The sequence below is a fragment of the Chitinophaga sp. 10T418 genome, from assembly GCF_056394125.1.
On sequence record NZ_JBFTHG010000001.1, the window covers coordinates 824,073 to 838,611 of the forward strand.

General features: G+C 46.6%; 13 protein-coding genes. 5 read left to right on the forward strand and 8 right to left on the reverse strand.

The window, feature by feature from the left end; translation table 11 throughout:
• Positions 1–12: 12 nt before the first annotated feature.
• Genes AC1DCV_RS03505 through AC1DCV_RS03515 form a run of 3 tightly spaced genes read right to left on the reverse strand, consistent with a single transcriptional unit; the run spans position 13 to position 3,826 of the window.
• Positions 13–2,220: a xanthine dehydrogenase family protein molybdopterin-binding subunit gene (locus AC1DCV_RS03505; RefSeq protein WP_477021849.1), complete on the reverse strand. Its 2,208-nt coding sequence runs from the start codon at positions 2,218–2,220 to the stop codon at positions 13–15.
• Positions 2,217–3,194, reverse strand: coding sequence for an FAD binding domain-containing protein (locus AC1DCV_RS03510; RefSeq protein ID WP_477021850.1), 978 nt, complete (start codon positions 3,192–3,194; stop codon positions 2,217–2,219). Before AC1DCV_RS03510 ends, AC1DCV_RS03505 begins: the two co-directional genes overlap by 4 nt.
• Entirely contained in the window at positions 3,191–3,826 is a 636-nt protein-coding gene (locus AC1DCV_RS03515; RefSeq protein ID WP_477021851.1) for a (2Fe-2S)-binding protein, read from the reverse strand. The genes AC1DCV_RS03510 and AC1DCV_RS03515 overlap by 4 nt, the downstream gene beginning before the upstream one ends.
• Before the next feature lie 150 nt (positions 3,827–3,976).
• Between AC1DCV_RS03515 and AC1DCV_RS03520 the strand changes: the two genes are divergently transcribed.
• Positions 3,977–4,645 carry an ankyrin repeat domain-containing protein gene (locus tag AC1DCV_RS03520; RefSeq protein WP_477021852.1) on the forward strand — a complete coding sequence of 223 codons (669 nt, stop codon included), beginning with the start codon at positions 3,977–3,979 and terminating at the stop codon, positions 4,643–4,645.
• A 12-nt stretch (positions 4,646–4,657) separates the two neighbouring features.
• Here the strand turns inward: AC1DCV_RS03520 and AC1DCV_RS03525 are convergent, their stop codons facing one another.
• From AC1DCV_RS03525 to AC1DCV_RS03535, 3 genes are all read right to left on the reverse strand, one after another.
• Positions 4,658–5,224, reverse strand: coding sequence for an SMI1/KNR4 family protein (locus AC1DCV_RS03525; protein WP_477021853.1), 567 nt, complete (start codon positions 5,222–5,224; stop codon positions 4,658–4,660).
• Positions 5,214–6,431, reverse strand: a complete 1,218-nt coding sequence (locus AC1DCV_RS03530; RefSeq protein ID WP_477021854.1) for a tetratricopeptide repeat protein — start codon at positions 6,429–6,431, stop codon at positions 5,214–5,216. The genes AC1DCV_RS03525 and AC1DCV_RS03530 overlap by 11 nt, the downstream gene beginning before the upstream one ends.
• A gap of 108 nt (positions 6,432–6,539) precedes the next feature.
• A complete protein-coding gene (locus AC1DCV_RS03535; RefSeq protein WP_477021855.1) occupies positions 6,540–7,517 on the reverse strand; it encodes a sugar phosphate isomerase/epimerase family protein in 978 nt (325 codons plus the stop codon).
• Positions 7,518–7,852: 335 nt separating this feature from the next.
• On the opposite strand from AC1DCV_RS03535, the gene lepB reads away from it, so the two are divergent.
• Positions 7,853–9,040 carry a signal peptidase I gene (lepB, locus tag AC1DCV_RS03540; RefSeq protein ID WP_477021856.1) on the forward strand — a complete coding sequence of 396 codons (1,188 nt, stop codon included), beginning with the start codon at positions 7,853–7,855 and terminating at the stop codon, positions 9,038–9,040.
• Between the two features lie 54 nt (positions 9,041–9,094).
• On the opposite strand, the gene AC1DCV_RS03545 is transcribed toward lepB, so the two are convergent.
• Complete coding sequence (locus AC1DCV_RS03545; protein WP_477021857.1) at positions 9,095–10,519, reverse strand: amidohydrolase family protein; 1,425 nt, start codon at positions 10,517–10,519, stop codon at positions 9,095–9,097.
• Positions 10,520–10,582: 63 nt separating this feature from the next.
• Positions 10,583–11,404, reverse strand: coding sequence for a helix-turn-helix domain-containing protein (locus tag AC1DCV_RS03550; protein ID WP_477021858.1), 822 nt, complete (start codon positions 11,402–11,404; stop codon positions 10,583–10,585).
• A 46-nt stretch (positions 11,405–11,450) separates the two neighbouring features.
• Between AC1DCV_RS03550 and AC1DCV_RS03555 the strand changes: the two genes are divergently transcribed.
• From AC1DCV_RS03555 to AC1DCV_RS03565, 3 genes are all read left to right on the forward strand, one after another.
• Positions 11,451–12,413, forward strand: coding sequence for a YheT family hydrolase (locus AC1DCV_RS03555; RefSeq protein ID WP_477021859.1), 963 nt, complete (start codon positions 11,451–11,453; stop codon positions 12,411–12,413).
• A gap of 101 nt (positions 12,414–12,514) precedes the next feature.
• Entirely contained in the window at positions 12,515–13,105 is a 591-nt protein-coding gene (locus tag AC1DCV_RS03560; protein ID WP_477021860.1) for an RNA polymerase sigma factor, read from the forward strand.
• An 88-nt stretch (positions 13,106–13,193) separates the two neighbouring features.
• Entirely contained in the window at positions 13,194–14,360 is a 1,167-nt protein-coding gene (locus AC1DCV_RS03565; protein ID WP_477021861.1) for a FecR domain-containing protein, read from the forward strand.
• Positions 14,361–14,539 lie beyond the last annotated feature (179 nt).

Consider the following 14,539-nt stretch of genomic DNA (forward strand, 5'->3'; position numbering starts at 1 on the left):
CAATTTAATGCACTAAACAGATGCTGCTGTATTCAATACCTTATCAGGTGTAATGGGCAAATCGCGTACGCGTTTACCGGTAGCATTGAATACAGCATTGGAAACGGCGGCGGCAAAGCCTATCAGCGCTATTTCGCCCATGCCTTTGGAGCCCATGGGATTAATGTAAGGATCTTTTTTATTGATGAAATATACATCTGTGGGTGGCGTGTCTGCATTGACGGCTACGTGGTAATCTGCAAAGTTATTGTTTACAAATCTTCCGAAGCGGTGATCGAGTATAGCCTCTTCCGTTAGTGCCATTCCTATGCCGCCAACAACGCCGCCAATCATCTGGCTGCGTGCGGTTTTGGCATTAACGATGGTGCCTGCATCGGCTACGCTTACAATGTGTTGAATACGTACTACGCCGGTATCCGGATGTACATGTACTTTGGCGAAGTGTACAGAAAAAGAATACATGGAGTATTTTTTTCTTTCCGGACCTCCCTGTGAGGTCGTCATTACTTTTACTTCGGGTAGCTGCTGTTGTTGTAAGAGTGCTCCGTAACTGATTTTTGTTTCCTGGTTGGGAGTCATCAGTTGTCCATCTTCATAAATAACCGTTTCCGGTGTAGCTGTTTTAAAAGCGGGTATATTACTGATGGCGATGGTAGCCAGTTGCTGCTGTAACGCTTTACAGGCATCTGATACCGCACTGCCTACAGTAGATACGGTAGAAGAACCTCCTTGTTCAGGTGCAAAAGGATAGATCGACTCTCCCAGCATGAACTTTATTTTTTCCGGTGCAATACCGGTAACATCTGCGGCAATTTGTACCATGGCAGTGGCGGTGCCAGGGCCAATATCGCTGGCGGCGCTTTGCAATATCAGGGAGCCATCTGCTTTCAGTGTAGCCGACACCGTGGCCTTACCACGGTAGGCACCGAAGGTGCCGCTGCTCATGCCATAGCCTACCAGCATCCCATTTTCTTCCATGCTGCGGGGCTGTGGGTTCCTGGCGGACCATCCTATTTTTTCTGCACCCAGTGCATATGCTTCTTTCAAATACTTACTGGAAAACGGAAGATTTCTTTCCGGATCGGTATCTGCGTGGTTGAGGATTCTCAGTTGCAGTGGATCCATTTTCAGTTTATATGCCAGTTCATCGATACCCGATTCCAGGGCAAAGGCGCCTGTAGCTTCACCGGGGCCGCGCATCCATACCGGCGTGCTCATATTGAGTGCTACCAGCTGGTATTTCGTATTCACGTTCGGACAGGCGTACATGAATTTGCTCATGGATACAATGCCTTCTGTGAAGTCTTCGTAGGGAGAGGTGATGGCTACTGCTTCGTGTGTGATGCCGGTCAGTTTACCTTCGGCGGTAGCGCCCAGACTTAATTTCTGGGTAGCATTAGGGCGGTAGCCTACCAGCGTAAACATCTGGTCGCGGGTGATCACCAGTTTTACCGGCTTACGTATTTTTTTAGCGGCGAGTATGGTAGCTACTTCCAGTGGCCATATGCGGAGGGCCATTCCAAAACCGCCGCCTACAAATTGCGAATGCACTGTGATGTTTTGTTCCGGTATCTGGAACAGGTCTTTGATGGTTTCCTGAACACTTTTTACGCCCTGTGTTTTGGCGTAGAGTGTCAGCGTGTCTGGTGTTGTCCAGTGAGCAATGATGCCTGCCAGCTCCATTGGATTATGTACTTCCAGTGGAATGGTATATTCAGCGCTGTGTGTGACTGCTGCTTTTTCCCAGGCATTGGCTTCTCCGCGGAGATAGTCTTTCATATGACTGTTCTGAAAGGCTTTGCCGATGCTGGCATTCATGTCGGTATAATGTGTTTCCTGGTTGTATTGTACGTCTACCAGTGTGGCTGCATATACGGCACGTTCCAGGGTATTGGCCACTATAATGGCTACAGGTTGTCCATTGGAGTAGATACGATCGTCTTTGAATATCTGCAGCCCATTTTTTTCGCCGGGTTTGGATTGCTGATAGCCTGCTACTCTGGGAGCATTGAGGTGAGATACAACATCCGCCACACCGGGAGCGCGCAGGGCTTTGGTGGTGTTAATACTTCTGATGGTACCGTGACTGATAGGGCTGCATACCAGTGCAGCGTACAGCAAATCATCGACGTGATAGTCTGCGAAATATTTTGCACCGCCGGTTACTTTCAGGCGGCCATCTACACGGTCCATGGACTGTCCTGTTTGTTGTTTTTTCATACGGTGGCTGCTTTTTGTAATGCGGTTTGAATGCTGTTGAGTGCCAGTGCTGGTTTAAACATATTATGTTTATACGCTTTGGCGGATTGCATAGCGATGTTGGCGGCTATACGAAAATTTTCTGCGGTAGGTGCTTTGCCGGTGAGTGCTTTTTCTGCATCGGGCAAGCGCCAGGGTTTATGTGCCACACCACCCATTGCGAGACGGGCGCCCTGAATAACACCATCGCGGATATCCAGTGCAGCAGCTACAGATACCAGTGCAAATGCGTAGGAAGCGCGGTCGCGTACTTTCAGGTAGTATATATTTTTAGTGAATGCATTAGGTGGAATTTCTATGGCGGTAATCAGTTCTCCTTTATCGAGATTATTATCCAGTTGTGGCGTATTGCCGGGCAGCCGGTGGAAGTCGGCGAACGGAATGCGGCGGTTGCCTTTAGGGCCGGTTACCAGCACCGTTGCATCCAGTGCGGCCAGGGCCACACACATATCGCTGGGGTGTACAGCGATACAACTGTCGCTTGCGCCAAAGATGGCGTGCATGCGGTTGATGCCGCCAATAGCGCCGCAGCCGCTGTTAGGACTACGTTTGTTGCAGGGCATGGTGGTATCGTAGAAATAGGAACAGCGGGTACGCTGCATCATATTACCACCCACGGTAGCCATATTGCGGAGCTGCTGTGAGGCACCTGCCAGCAGGGCCTGGGATAGCAGCGGATGGTGCATTTTTACGAGTTCATGCGCGGCCAGATCGCTGTTGAGCACCAGGGAGCCTATATGCAGGGTACCTTCATTTAGTTGAATATCTTTTAGTGGCAGGCGGTTAATGTCTACCAGTTTATCCGGTATGACTACACCGCTTTTCATCAGGTCCAGCAGGTTGGTACCGCCGGCAATGAAGCGGGCGTTGTCTTTGGCAACAGCGTCAATAGCGGCTTTCAGGTTGGCGGGCCTTACATAGGAGAATTGGTTCATACTGTTTTCCCTCCTTTTTTTACATCGGTGATGGCATTTACAATATTGTCGTATGCGCCACAGCGGCAGATATTGCCACTCATGAATTCACGTATTTCTTCCGGGGAGCCTGCATGCCCTTCACGTATACAGGCTACTGCCGACATGATCTGACCGGGTGTACAATAACCGCATTGGAAGCCGTCGTGTTTAATGAAAGCTTCCTGTACGGGATGCAGCTGATCGCCATTGGCCAGTCCTTCGATAGTGGTGATTTGTTTTCCTTCCTGCATTACTGCAAGGGTAAGGCAGGCGTTAATGCGGTGGCCGTTTACATGTACCGTACAGGCGCCACATTGTCCGTGATCACAGCCTTTTTTGGTACCGGTCATCCCCAGTTGTTCCCGCAGAAGGTCCAGCAAGGTGGTGCGGGGTTCCACAGACAGCTGCATTTTTTTTCCATTTATTTCCATACTCACGGGCATCTTTTCAAAGATACCTGCAATGGTTTCATCGTGTTGAGCCGCTTTCATCACCAATGGTGGAGTGAGCGCCAATGCCATCATTGCGGAGGACTGCTTCAGAAAGTCACGGCGTGCTTCCTGTTTATCCTTTTTGTGAGAGGAGGGTTGTTGGTCGTTTTCAGCAGACATTTTGCATCAGTATTTTTCACTAATAAGGTAGGGAAAAATATTGGTATTTTGATATAGCGGGATTGTTTTAATTAATCCTGTTTTATCCCGGATGAGCACCATTACCGGCAGCAGTGGTTGCTTATTTTTGTAAACAGCAACTAACTATTTATGCGAACTATCTTATTACTGGCGGTACTCTGGATGAGCAGTCCGGCATGCGCCCAAAAAAAAGAAGTTACCATGGCCGAAAATAATATTTTAAAAGCAGCGGCAGACAATGATACTGCTGCTATTCAACGGGCATTATCCAACCCGGCATTACTGGAAACGAGAGATGCAGAAGGACGCACACCGTTGATGGTGGCGACTTATCAGCATCATGCGGCGGCTGCACAGGTAATGATTACAGCAGGAGCAAATGTAAATGCGCAGGATAAAATGCTGAATTCTCCTTTCCTGTATGCTGGTGCAGAAGGATATGCGGATATTTTGAAAATGTATATGTCTGCCGGCGCGGATTACAAAGTGTATAATCGTTACGGCGGTTCTGCATTGATACCCGCATGTGAGCGTGGCCATATTGAGGTGATTGCACTTTTACTGGCAGATAAAAATTTCCCGGTGAATCATATTAACCGCCTGGGCTGGACTGCATTGCTGGAAGCGGTGATATTAGGTTCCGGAGGAGCAACACATCAGCAGGTGGTGAAGATGCTGATAGCTGCCGGCGCAGATCTGAACGTTGGAGATAAGGACGGTGTTACGGCACTACAGCATGCAAAGAGCAGGGGGTATAAAGCCATTGTGGATATGTTGGTGCAGGCTGGTGCGAAGTAAGGTGCGATTTATTTATACCCGGTACTTTTTGCCGGCATGCTGTATTTCAAAATCTTTTATCTGTTGTTGTAAAACACGTTTTTGTGTAAGATATGTTTTGAGATCCATTCCGGTTACTTTCGCTTTTTCCAGTTGCGTGAGGGCGCGATGCATCTCCTGGTAAGCTGTTCTCAACTGATAGGTTTCAGACGCACGGAATGCCAGCACATCCGGTGCTTCGCGGATAACTTCCAATGGGTATCCTTTTTGTGACCAGGTAGAAAAGCTGTTGCCTATAACTTTCATACTACCGGTATCCAGTGCTCCGTAGCCGGTGAGGTATACTTTTTCATCGCTGTCATTGCAGTGCAGGAGAATGGCTTGTCCGCCACTGTCATCGCCAATACTGATATATGCAGGGAGGTAATGTTGTACCTGGTAGGTAATGTTACGTTCTAACAGGCTGTCGGTGCCGTAAAGTGCCAGGAGGTCATTTATAAGGAGATCTCCCGGCAGCTGTTCCTGTAACAGGAAATTACGATAAGCACCCGGTAATATTATGCCGAGTGCTTCTTCTATATCTCTGATATTATTGTTCATTACCTTTCAGATGAGCGAGCCATTGCTGTGCAAATTCGTTGCCCGGATCCAGCTGGAGCAGTTTTTCGAAGGACGCGATGGATGCAGGGACTTGTTCCATATGATAAAAGAGTACTGCACGGTTCAAATGTACATACGGATTTTCAGGTGCAATAGCGAGCGCCTGATCATACGTCGCGAGGGCCAGGTCGTATTGTTCGAGCAACATCAGGATAGAGCCTTTATTCATCAGCAGACCCGGCTCGCCAGGCGACTGTTCCAGTCCTTTGTCAGCGTATTGTAGTCCAAGTTGGAGGCGGTTGAAAATGTGTTGTCGGGTAGCTTCATCCGCGCCTTGTTCTTCTATCTGACTGATGGCTTCATTGGCTTCCTGCAGAATTTGTACAACCTGTTGTTCATACCAGGCAGCGCTTTTTTCTACATTTTCTGTAAATGGAATGGCTTCGAGATCGATGGCTTCTTCCGGTTCAGCGGTTGCTTTCATTTTGTCGGCCGCCGGCGCATACCACCACTGGCAGAATTTACCCAATTCACCGCCTACAGGCAGTTCATCGGCTGGAGGCAGGCCTTCTTCTTTGATGGCATCATTGGCGATGATTAAATCCTGGATGGCTTCCAATGCTTTGTAGTGAATGGTTTCGCCTTCCTGTTCCGCCTGCATTACCATGTATGGAATGAGCTGATACCAGAGGGCGAGCAGGTCTTTGTCTTTTTGCTCGCCGGCAATTTCCGCAATTTCATGCGCCATAGAAAAGGTATCCATGGCAACAGGAGCTTCCGCATCTTCGCCGGTAATGGTGCCATTGGCTACCAGGTTGGCCCAGAGTGCAGATCCTGCATCACAATATAAAATATACGTTTTGGAGGGGAAGTCATAATTGGCGTAGCCGGTAACCGGGTTGCTTTCTTCGTCCCATACTTCCGTTGGCTGCTGGTAGATAAAGCTGAATTTCTGGCTGGCGGCCAGTGCATCAAACCATGCCTGATGGGCCGTATATGCCGGATGGGCGCTAACAGGAAAGGTGTATACGAAATGATGTTTGATTAACAGATCCATTACCCTGAAATGGGTAAAGCCAGTGTCAAACTGGTTTTGTAATTTATACAGATTGTAAAAGAGGCTCCTGCGATCCAGTCCTTCTTCCTGACTTTTGTCCAGACAATAAACGGATAGCTCCACCAGTGATTCTACTTCATGCATCGCCATATGTAACTMGCTTTTTTGCGAAATTACGAATTAGGAATTACGAATTACGGATTTGTGGGTAGATCAGGGTGTTTACTATATCCCCACAAATCCGTAATCCGTAATTCTTTACTTCAGCAATACATTTTTCACATACTTATAACTGGTCGTTACACTCTGGAATGGATCGATGGTAATTTTATCCTGTTCTACAAACAGGTGTTTCACGCCGGCGAGTTTCGCCTGGGCAAATATTTTGCGGAAGTCGATGCTGCCGGTACCTACTTCAGCAAAGGTGACACCGGAGAGTAGTTCCATGGAAGTTTTGTTTTCTGTGCCGGTGGCAGTAAGACTGGCAGTATTGTTTTTATCCATGTCTTTTACGTGCCATGCTACAAATCTGCCGGGTGCTTCTTTAAAAAGTGTGATAGGATCGCGGCCTGATTTCACGGCCCAGAAAAGGTCGAGTTCAAAGGAAACGAGGGCCGGATCAGTTTCTTTCAACATAATATCGTAGCCGGTGCTGTCTGTATCTGCCAGTTTTTTAAACTCCCAGTAGTGGTTGTGATAACCGATATGCAGGTTTGATTTTTTACATATTTCACCGGCTTTATTCAGTTGTGCTGCCATGAATTTGTAATCATCTGCCACCAGTTTTTTATCCCAGAGGGAGAGGGGCAATACCGGTACGATGAAGTATTGCTGACCGAGTGCTGCTGCCAGTTCTATTTGCGGCTGCAGTGCGTCCGCGTTGCCATTGCCGCGGGTCAGGTAATCGTTTAGCTGATAGTGTCCGCTGGGCGTATTGAGGTGGTATTGTTTTAAGAGGGCACTGAGTGCTTTGGGTTTTAATCCCCAGAATTCGCCTTTGTCGCCCGCGCCCTGGTAACCATAAAAAGTTTCTACTTCATTGTAGCCGATGCCGGCTACTTTGGCGAGCGTGCCTTTGACGTCTTTGCCCAGCTCCTCACGGAGGGTATATAGTTGTAAGCCTATTTTTTTGGGAAGGGCTTTATTGCCTGTCATGGCAAAGATGCTGCCGGGTAACATCATGCCAGCTGCCATGAGACCTGTTTGCTGAATGAATGAACGTCTTGAAGTATGCATGCGGGTGTTGTTTTTTAACGTGGATAAAATGTATAACTACTGAAGTAGTTATGCACAGCAATTTAATAAAACGATTTTAACTTGTTGACATTTTTTAAAAAGAGAATGCCGTGCTACTACTTTTTTGCAAAAAACGGCTGGAATAGCATCATCTTTCTAACGTAACCGCGTATACGTGTATAACCATTATTTTATCTGTATGCTTTATCAGTGGCGGTTTTTGTAACATATGTACTGCGTCATGACAGCAGCCTTTTTCGTTTATATAAATTTTGAAAAGATGTGGGTTTAATTAATTAAATTGTTAGTAGTTACTTATCCAAAACCGCGTCCAAATGAGTTTTTTTTTCAGCAATGTAAGTCAGGCAGAAGAAGGCGCCAGGAAGAAATCTAAAGTAAGGGAATGGATAGAGGCAGCTCTTTTTGCGGTGGTTGCTGCTACTCTCATCCGCACTTTCATTTTCGAAGCTTTTGTGATCCCCAGTGCTTCGATGGAGAAAACCCTGCTGGTGAATGACTTTATTTTTGTCAGCAAAATCAGTTATGGTCCAAGAATCCCTAATACGCCGCTGGCATGGCCATTTACGCACCATACGCTTCCGTTTACGAAAAATATACAACCTTTTACCACAGCTATAGAATGGCCATACAAAAGACTGCCTGGTTTCAGCAGTGTAAAGCGGAATGATGTGATTGTATTCAATTACCCCTGCGGTGATAGTGTGCTGAAGAACCTGGCGGGGGAAGATGAGGATTACTATTCCATGTACCGGTCGCTCGGAGATGAATATATCCGCAAAAATTATCCGCCGATAATTACCCGGCCTGTGGATAAACGAGAGAACTGGATTAAACGATGTGTGGCTATCAGTGGCGATAGCTTGCAGATCATTGATGGCATCGTATATATMAATGGTCAGCCGGGTAAAGTACCTCTTCATTTTGAGGCCCGGTATTTTGTAACAATGCCTGATCATAAGCCTATAGACAGTCAACTGTTGGATCAGCTGGAATCAGATCATATTTCCAGGCCTACGGTAGATTCTACCATGTTTATTTATAATCTTAGTAGTGCTAATGTAGATACACTTCGTGCCAGGGGGGCTATTGTGAAACGTAAAACGTACGATGCATTCGGTGACTCCAGGGTATTTCCTTTTGATGTGAAACATTATGAATGGAACGAAGATTGTTTTGGCCCGCTATACATTCCCCAAAAAGGAGCAACAGTAAAACTGGATACCCTTACACTACCTTTCTATCAGCGTATTATTGATACCTATGAGCATAATACCCTGAGAAGAGATGGGGACAAAATTTATATCAATGGGCAGGAAACCACTACCTATACTTTTAAGATGAATTATTACTGGATGATGGGAGATAACAGGAATGAATCTACGGATTCCCGCTTCTGGGGCTTTGTTCCGGAAGATCATATAGTAGGAAAAGCATGGATTATCTGGTTAAGCTATCATAAGAACCGTATCAGGTGGGGGCGGTTGTTTTCTTCGATAAAGTAAAGCGGCATTTTTCTTACTCTCTGCTCCGGGGAATAAGAAAAATGCCGCAGTGTATTATTTAGTGTTTGCTGTCTTTTCTCTTACTTCCTGCAGTAGCTGATCCAGTGCCGCTCTGTCCAGCAGTTTACCTTTTACTACAAGTGCATTAATTTTCTGTGTGTTGTGGATATCCGCTACCGGGTTGGCATCCAGCAACAGGATATCTGCTTTTTTACCAGCGGCAATAGCGCCGTAATTGGTTTTGTGCAGGTAAGCCGGTGAATTGATGACAGATGCCTGTAATGCCTGCAATGGTGTAAGACCAAATTTTACCATCAGCGCTAATTCCTGGTGTAAGCCGATGCCCGGGAAATCAAATGAATTGAGGTATCCGGCATCTGTTCCCGCCATTATTTTCACACCTGCTTTTTGTAACAGGGGAAGAATAGAAGAAGATGTTTCGTAGATCATTTTGCGGCGTACAATAGCAGCGCTATCGTCTGATGTGGCTCTTTTTACACGCCATTGGTAGGTACGTTGCAATCCTTTACCGATGTATTGCAGATATGGATCGCTTGCGTGGTTGTCCTGATCAAAATAAGCCATTACATTTCCCAGGGTGAGTGTGGGAGTAAGGTACATACCCTTTTCCGCCATATAGCGATACGTTTTCATCGCAGCAGCGGTGTCGAAATGCTGCAGGATGTACTTATTGATATCTGCGCCTTTTATTTCGCCGCTGGCGATGCCGCGGGATAAAGCTGCGTCGTCTTTTACACCAGATTTCCATGCATAAGTGAGGTGTTCTACAGAGCTGAGGCCGGCGTCAGCTACCTGTTTCATGGTGAGTACATACGGAACATGACCGGAGATCGCCATGCCTCTTTTTCTGGCTTCGCGTAATGCTTCCAGGTAGATCTCCGGTTTAATCGTGTTCTCTGTAATTTTTATGAAATCTACTTTCAGTTTTTGGAGGGAATCGAGGGCCTGTTGTAGCTCTGTGGAAGTGCCTATTTCCAGGTCGCCCAGCCATATGGACTTATAGCCTTCCAGTTTTGGGCCGGAAGTAAAGATGGTAGGACCTTGTAGCTGTCCTTTGTTTATCTGATCGCGCCATTGTAATACATCCGGGCTGATGTCTGCAGCACAGTCGCGGATGGTAGTAATGCCGTTAGCGAGATACAAAGGCAGGAAGTTTTTATTTTCTTCGCTCAGGGTGTCGCCGCCGCCGAAGTGCATGTGCATATCCCATAATCCGGGCATGGCGTATTTTCCGCTGCCGTCCACTGTTTGGGTGGCTTTGTATTGTTTCGCCAGTTGGTTATCCATCACTTGTATGATGCTGTCGTTGCGCACTGCGATGGCCTGGTTGGCAGTGATTTTGCCAGTTTTTATATCAATGATGCGAACGGACTTAATCAGCAGGTCCGCCTTTTTTTGCTGGCTGAATGTAGTGATACCACAGAGAATCGCCAGAGAAGAGAGCCAGATTTTTTTCATCTCCTAAAGGTACCCCGTCCTCCTGGCGGGAAATGGTACTGATTATAAGAAAGCGGGTACTTTTTATAACTGACGGCGAAAATCCAATGGCGTGAGTGTGGTATATTTTTTAAAGAAGCGGGAGAAGTAAGAGGTGTCATTAAAGCCCAGGGCGTAGGCCGCTTCCTTTACATCCATATCAGTGAGTGTGAGCATCCGTTTGGCTTCCAGCAGCAGGCGTTCACGAATATATTCCCCGGCGGTTTTGCCGGATTCTTTTTTGCATACCTGGTTCAGGTAGCTGGCAGTGACGTGCAGCTGGGCGGCATAGTAGCTTACTTCATGATATTGTGCATAATGTTTTTCCAGCAGGAGGAGAAAGCGGTTGATGAGATGATTGGAGGCAGCCGCTACTTCTTCCGGGTGTGTGGCAGCATACCAGCGTTGCAGCAACAGTAACACAATCTGCAGCCGGTGCTGTATGATATTGGCCGCGGTTTCTTTTTCCATGAGTTGTAACTCATGGATCAGCTGTTCGTATTGTCCGGTATCCAGTTTGAGTACCGGCACGGCAGCAGGGGTAAAGAATGGCCACAGCGGACCTTTTTGTAACATGAATGCGGCAGAAAACATCACCTGGTAGCCGGCCGTGTTTTTGGACATATGCCATTGGTGTGCCTGGCCGGGGGCGAGAAAGAAAACAGTCCGGTTGCTGACCTTATAATCTTCAAAATCAATCGTATGTGTGCCGCTGCCCTGGCTGATCATCATCAACATAAAAAAATCATGTTTATGTGCCTCGGGTATGACAGGCATATTTAAAGGCGCATGATGTACGATTTTGAAGTCTTCCTTTTTGTAGGGAAGATTAAAGATTTTTTCAATACCGAAGGTGGGCAGCGACATGTGGCGAAATTACGAATTAAGGGATATGAATTCGTAATTTTGCGCCATGCCGGTGTTACACAACTCAGATTATAAAGCGCCTTTTTTATTACAGAATCGTCATATGCTGACGATTTATCCTTCGTTGTTTCGTAGTGTTAAACCCGCTGCTTATCGCCGGGAGCGGATTGTTACGCCTGATAATGACTTCCTGGATCTGGATTTCAGTGAGCGGGGAAATAAAAGCATTGTGGTGATTTTGCATGGCCTCGAAGGGAATTCCACCCGCAAGTATGTGTTTGGGATGGTACATATTTTCAATAACGCCGGATTTGATACCGTGTCCATGAATTTCCGGGGCTGCAGCGGAGAGCCTAACAGGAATCTTCGTTTTTATCATAGTGGAGAAACGGATGATCTCCATGCTGTGATCACCTACCTGGTATCGCTGAAAAAATATACGGCCATACACCTGGTAGGTTTTTCACTTGGAGGGAATGTTACGTTGAAGTACCTGGGAGAGCAGGGAGAGGATGCGGTGGGGGTGATTAAGTCGGCGGTAGCTATATCGGTGCCCTGTGATCTGAAGAGTGGGTCTGCTGAGCTGGAGAAAAAGCATAACATCATATATATGCAACGGTTTATCCGGGACCTGGGTCATAAGTTGCGGTTAAAAGAGCAGCAATTCCCGGGCAGCATCAGCCTTGACCGCTATGGGGAGGTGAAGTCCTTCCGGCAGTTTGATGATCGCTATACGGCGCCTATGCATGGCTTTAAAGATGCGTTGACCTATTGGGAGCAATGCAGCTCCCGTTCTTACCTGCATAACATTCGTATTCCTGCCCTGGTCATCAATGCGCAGGATGACCCATTTCTGGGCAAAGAATGCTATCCATACGAGATAGCTGCTGATAGTCAGTATGTTTACCTGGAAACGCCACATCAGGGTGGACATGTAGGTTTTGTAAGATTCGGGGAGGACTTTTACTGGTCTGAGAAAAGAGCGTTGGCGTTTATGCAGGAAGCGTAGCAGGGACCTTTAATCTCCTGCTATAGTGTTATTGGTATTATTCCTGCTTTTTTATAATTTACATCCGAACGGTGTGCATCATTTAAAAATTGTTATACTCAATGGAGCGAATGCCATCAGAAGAGGAAGTGTTGTTGAGGATGATAGGAGGCGATGAATTGGCTTTTTCCAGTATTTACCGGCACTACCATTCTTCACTCTATATCTACCTGTTACGCTTTTGCAAAGTGCCTTCCCTGGCGGAGGACCTTGTTCATGATGTATTTCTGAAGGTTTGGGAAATCAGGGCACGTATTAACCCACAGCTCTCTTTCAGTGGTTATCTTTACCGGATTGCCCGCAACCATGTTTTCAAAACCATTGCCAAATTATCAACTGATGAGCAGATGCGGGAGCAATTGTTTCTGCAGCTGGTGCATCAGGATGCTGGATTAACAGACCTGGCTGTGAGAGCGCGGGAATACGACCGTCTTTTCCAGGAAGCATTGAGTCAGATGACCAGTCAGCGTTTGAATGTATTCCGTCTTTGCCGGCAGGAAGGTAAAACATATGATGAAGCCGCTGCCATATTGGGTATCTCCCGTGATACTGTCAAAAAACATATGGTGCTCAGTATGCGGTTTATACAGGATTATATTTTCCGTCATGGGGATATCCTGGTGGCGGTATTGCTGATCACTACCGTTATTTAAAAAAATATTTTTCCCCAGGGGTACCCTCTTTCTTTATTTCCGGATATTATATACAGGACTTGTGTTTAAATGGTCCTGCATCATTATAATGAATCAACCGGAAGACTACCAGGAAGCATTACTGAAAAAATATCTTGACGGGCAATGCAGCCCGGAGGAGATGGCCACTTTGTATAGCTGGCTGCTTTCTTCGGATACGCATAAGCCGCTGCTGGCAGTGATGCAACAGGATTTCGAACGTATCATGAAAGCGCAGCCTGCAGTGCCGGAGGAATTAAGTAACCGCATTGAAGCCAGGTTACTGGAATCTATCGGTCGGGAAAAGGTAGTTCAGATGAAAGTTTCCCAGCGGTGGAAATGGGGTGTTGCTGCTGCTGTTGCGGTATTACTCGTAACGGGAGTTACTGTGTTTTATAATTTACCCAAGGCTGTAAAGGCGCCGGTATTGGCCTTAAAAGTAGCCGATGTGCAACCGGGTACCAACAAGGCGGTGCTTACATTGGCAGATGGATCAGTAGTAACATTAGACAGTGCAGGTAACCAGGTAATACAACAGGGAGGAACCAAGGTGGAACAGAAGAATGGAGAGCTGCAATATGCAACAGCCGGCAATAATGCTTCCATTGGCTATAACATGCTGAAAGTGCCACGTGGTGGTCAGTTTACCATTGTGTTGCCAGATGGTACACAGGTATGGCTGAATTCAGCTTCGAGCTTACGCTATCCCACTGCTTTTACCGGTAATAACCGTACAGTGGAAATGCAGGGGCAGGGTTATTTTGAAGTGAAGAAAAATGCCAAACAGCCTTTTGTCGTAAAAGTGAATAGCATGGAAGTGCAGGTATTAGGTACGGGCTTCGATATTATGGCGTATGATGATGAAGAGGAATTGAGAACAACGCTGGTGAGTGGCGCGGTAAAAGTGAAACAGGGGGCAGTGGAAAAATACCTGAAGCCCGGACAGCAAGCGGCTATTGATAACAGCACCGGTGTAATGTCTGTCCGTAATGCAGATGTACAGGAAGTGGTGGCATGGAAAACCGGATTTTTTGAATTCGATAATGCCAATATAAATGTCATTTTGCGGCAGTTAGCCCGTTGGTATGATATAGACGTAGATACTAAAATAGTGGATAAACGATTGTTTGGAGGTAGGATCAACAGGAATCTGCCATTGTCAGAAATGCTGTCATTGCTGGAGAGCAGTGGCGCCAGGTTTAATCTGGAAGGAAGAAAATTAACCGTTATAAGATAATTGCTTGAAAATTGCTGCTTCCACGTTGCGGCAACCACGTATAAAAAGTAGAAACTGATAAATTTTTAAACAAGATGGCAACAACCGAGACAAGCTAGTCAGGGAACGTATGCCCAAAAAAAACCGGAAGTGCTCGCAACACTGCCGGTATGAGTCTGGGCATCCCTTGAAAATCAATC

What these genes read in the sequence shown, in the direction of transcription:
- AC1DCV_RS03505 (WP_477021849.1), bottom strand. Translation starts at nt 2,220, where the DNA reads ATGAAAAAACAACAAACAGGACAGTCCATGGACCGTGTAGATGGCCGC.
- AC1DCV_RS03510 (WP_477021850.1), bottom strand. Translation starts at nt 3,194, where the DNA reads ATGAACCAATTCTCCTATGTAAGGCCCGCCAACCTGAAAGCCGCTATT.
- AC1DCV_RS03515 (WP_477021851.1), bottom strand. Translation starts at nt 3,826, where the DNA reads ATGTCTGCTGAAAACGACCAACAACCCTCCTCTCACAAAAAGGATAAA.
- AC1DCV_RS03520 (WP_477021852.1), top strand. Translation starts at nt 3,977, where the DNA reads ATGCGAACTATCTTATTACTGGCGGTACTCTGGATGAGCAGTCCGGCA.
- AC1DCV_RS03525 (WP_477021853.1), bottom strand. Translation starts at nt 5,224, where the DNA reads ATGAACAATAATATCAGAGATATAGAAGAAGCACTCGGCATAATATTA.
- AC1DCV_RS03530 (WP_477021854.1), bottom strand. Translation starts at nt 6,431, where the DNA reads ATGGCGATGCATGAAGTAGAATCACTGGTGGAGCTATCCGTTTATTGT.
- AC1DCV_RS03535 (WP_477021855.1), bottom strand. Translation starts at nt 7,517, where the DNA reads ATGCATACTTCAAGACGTTCATTCATTCAGCAAACAGGTCTCATGGCA.
- AC1DCV_RS03545 (WP_477021857.1), bottom strand. Translation starts at nt 10,519, where the DNA reads ATGAAAAAAATCTGGCTCTCTTCTCTGGCGATTCTCTGTGGTATCACT.
- AC1DCV_RS03550 (WP_477021858.1), bottom strand. Translation starts at nt 11,404, where the DNA reads ATGTCGCTGCCCACCTTCGGTATTGAAAAAATCTTTAATCTTCCCTAC.
- AC1DCV_RS03555 (WP_477021859.1), top strand. Translation starts at nt 11,451, where the DNA reads ATGCCGGTGTTACACAACTCAGATTATAAAGCGCCTTTTTTATTACAG.
- AC1DCV_RS03560 (WP_477021860.1), top strand. Translation starts at nt 12,515, where the DNA reads ATGGAGCGAATGCCATCAGAAGAGGAAGTGTTGTTGAGGATGATAGGA.
- AC1DCV_RS03565 (WP_477021861.1), top strand. Translation starts at nt 13,194, where the DNA reads ATGAATCAACCGGAAGACTACCAGGAAGCATTACTGAAAAAATATCTT.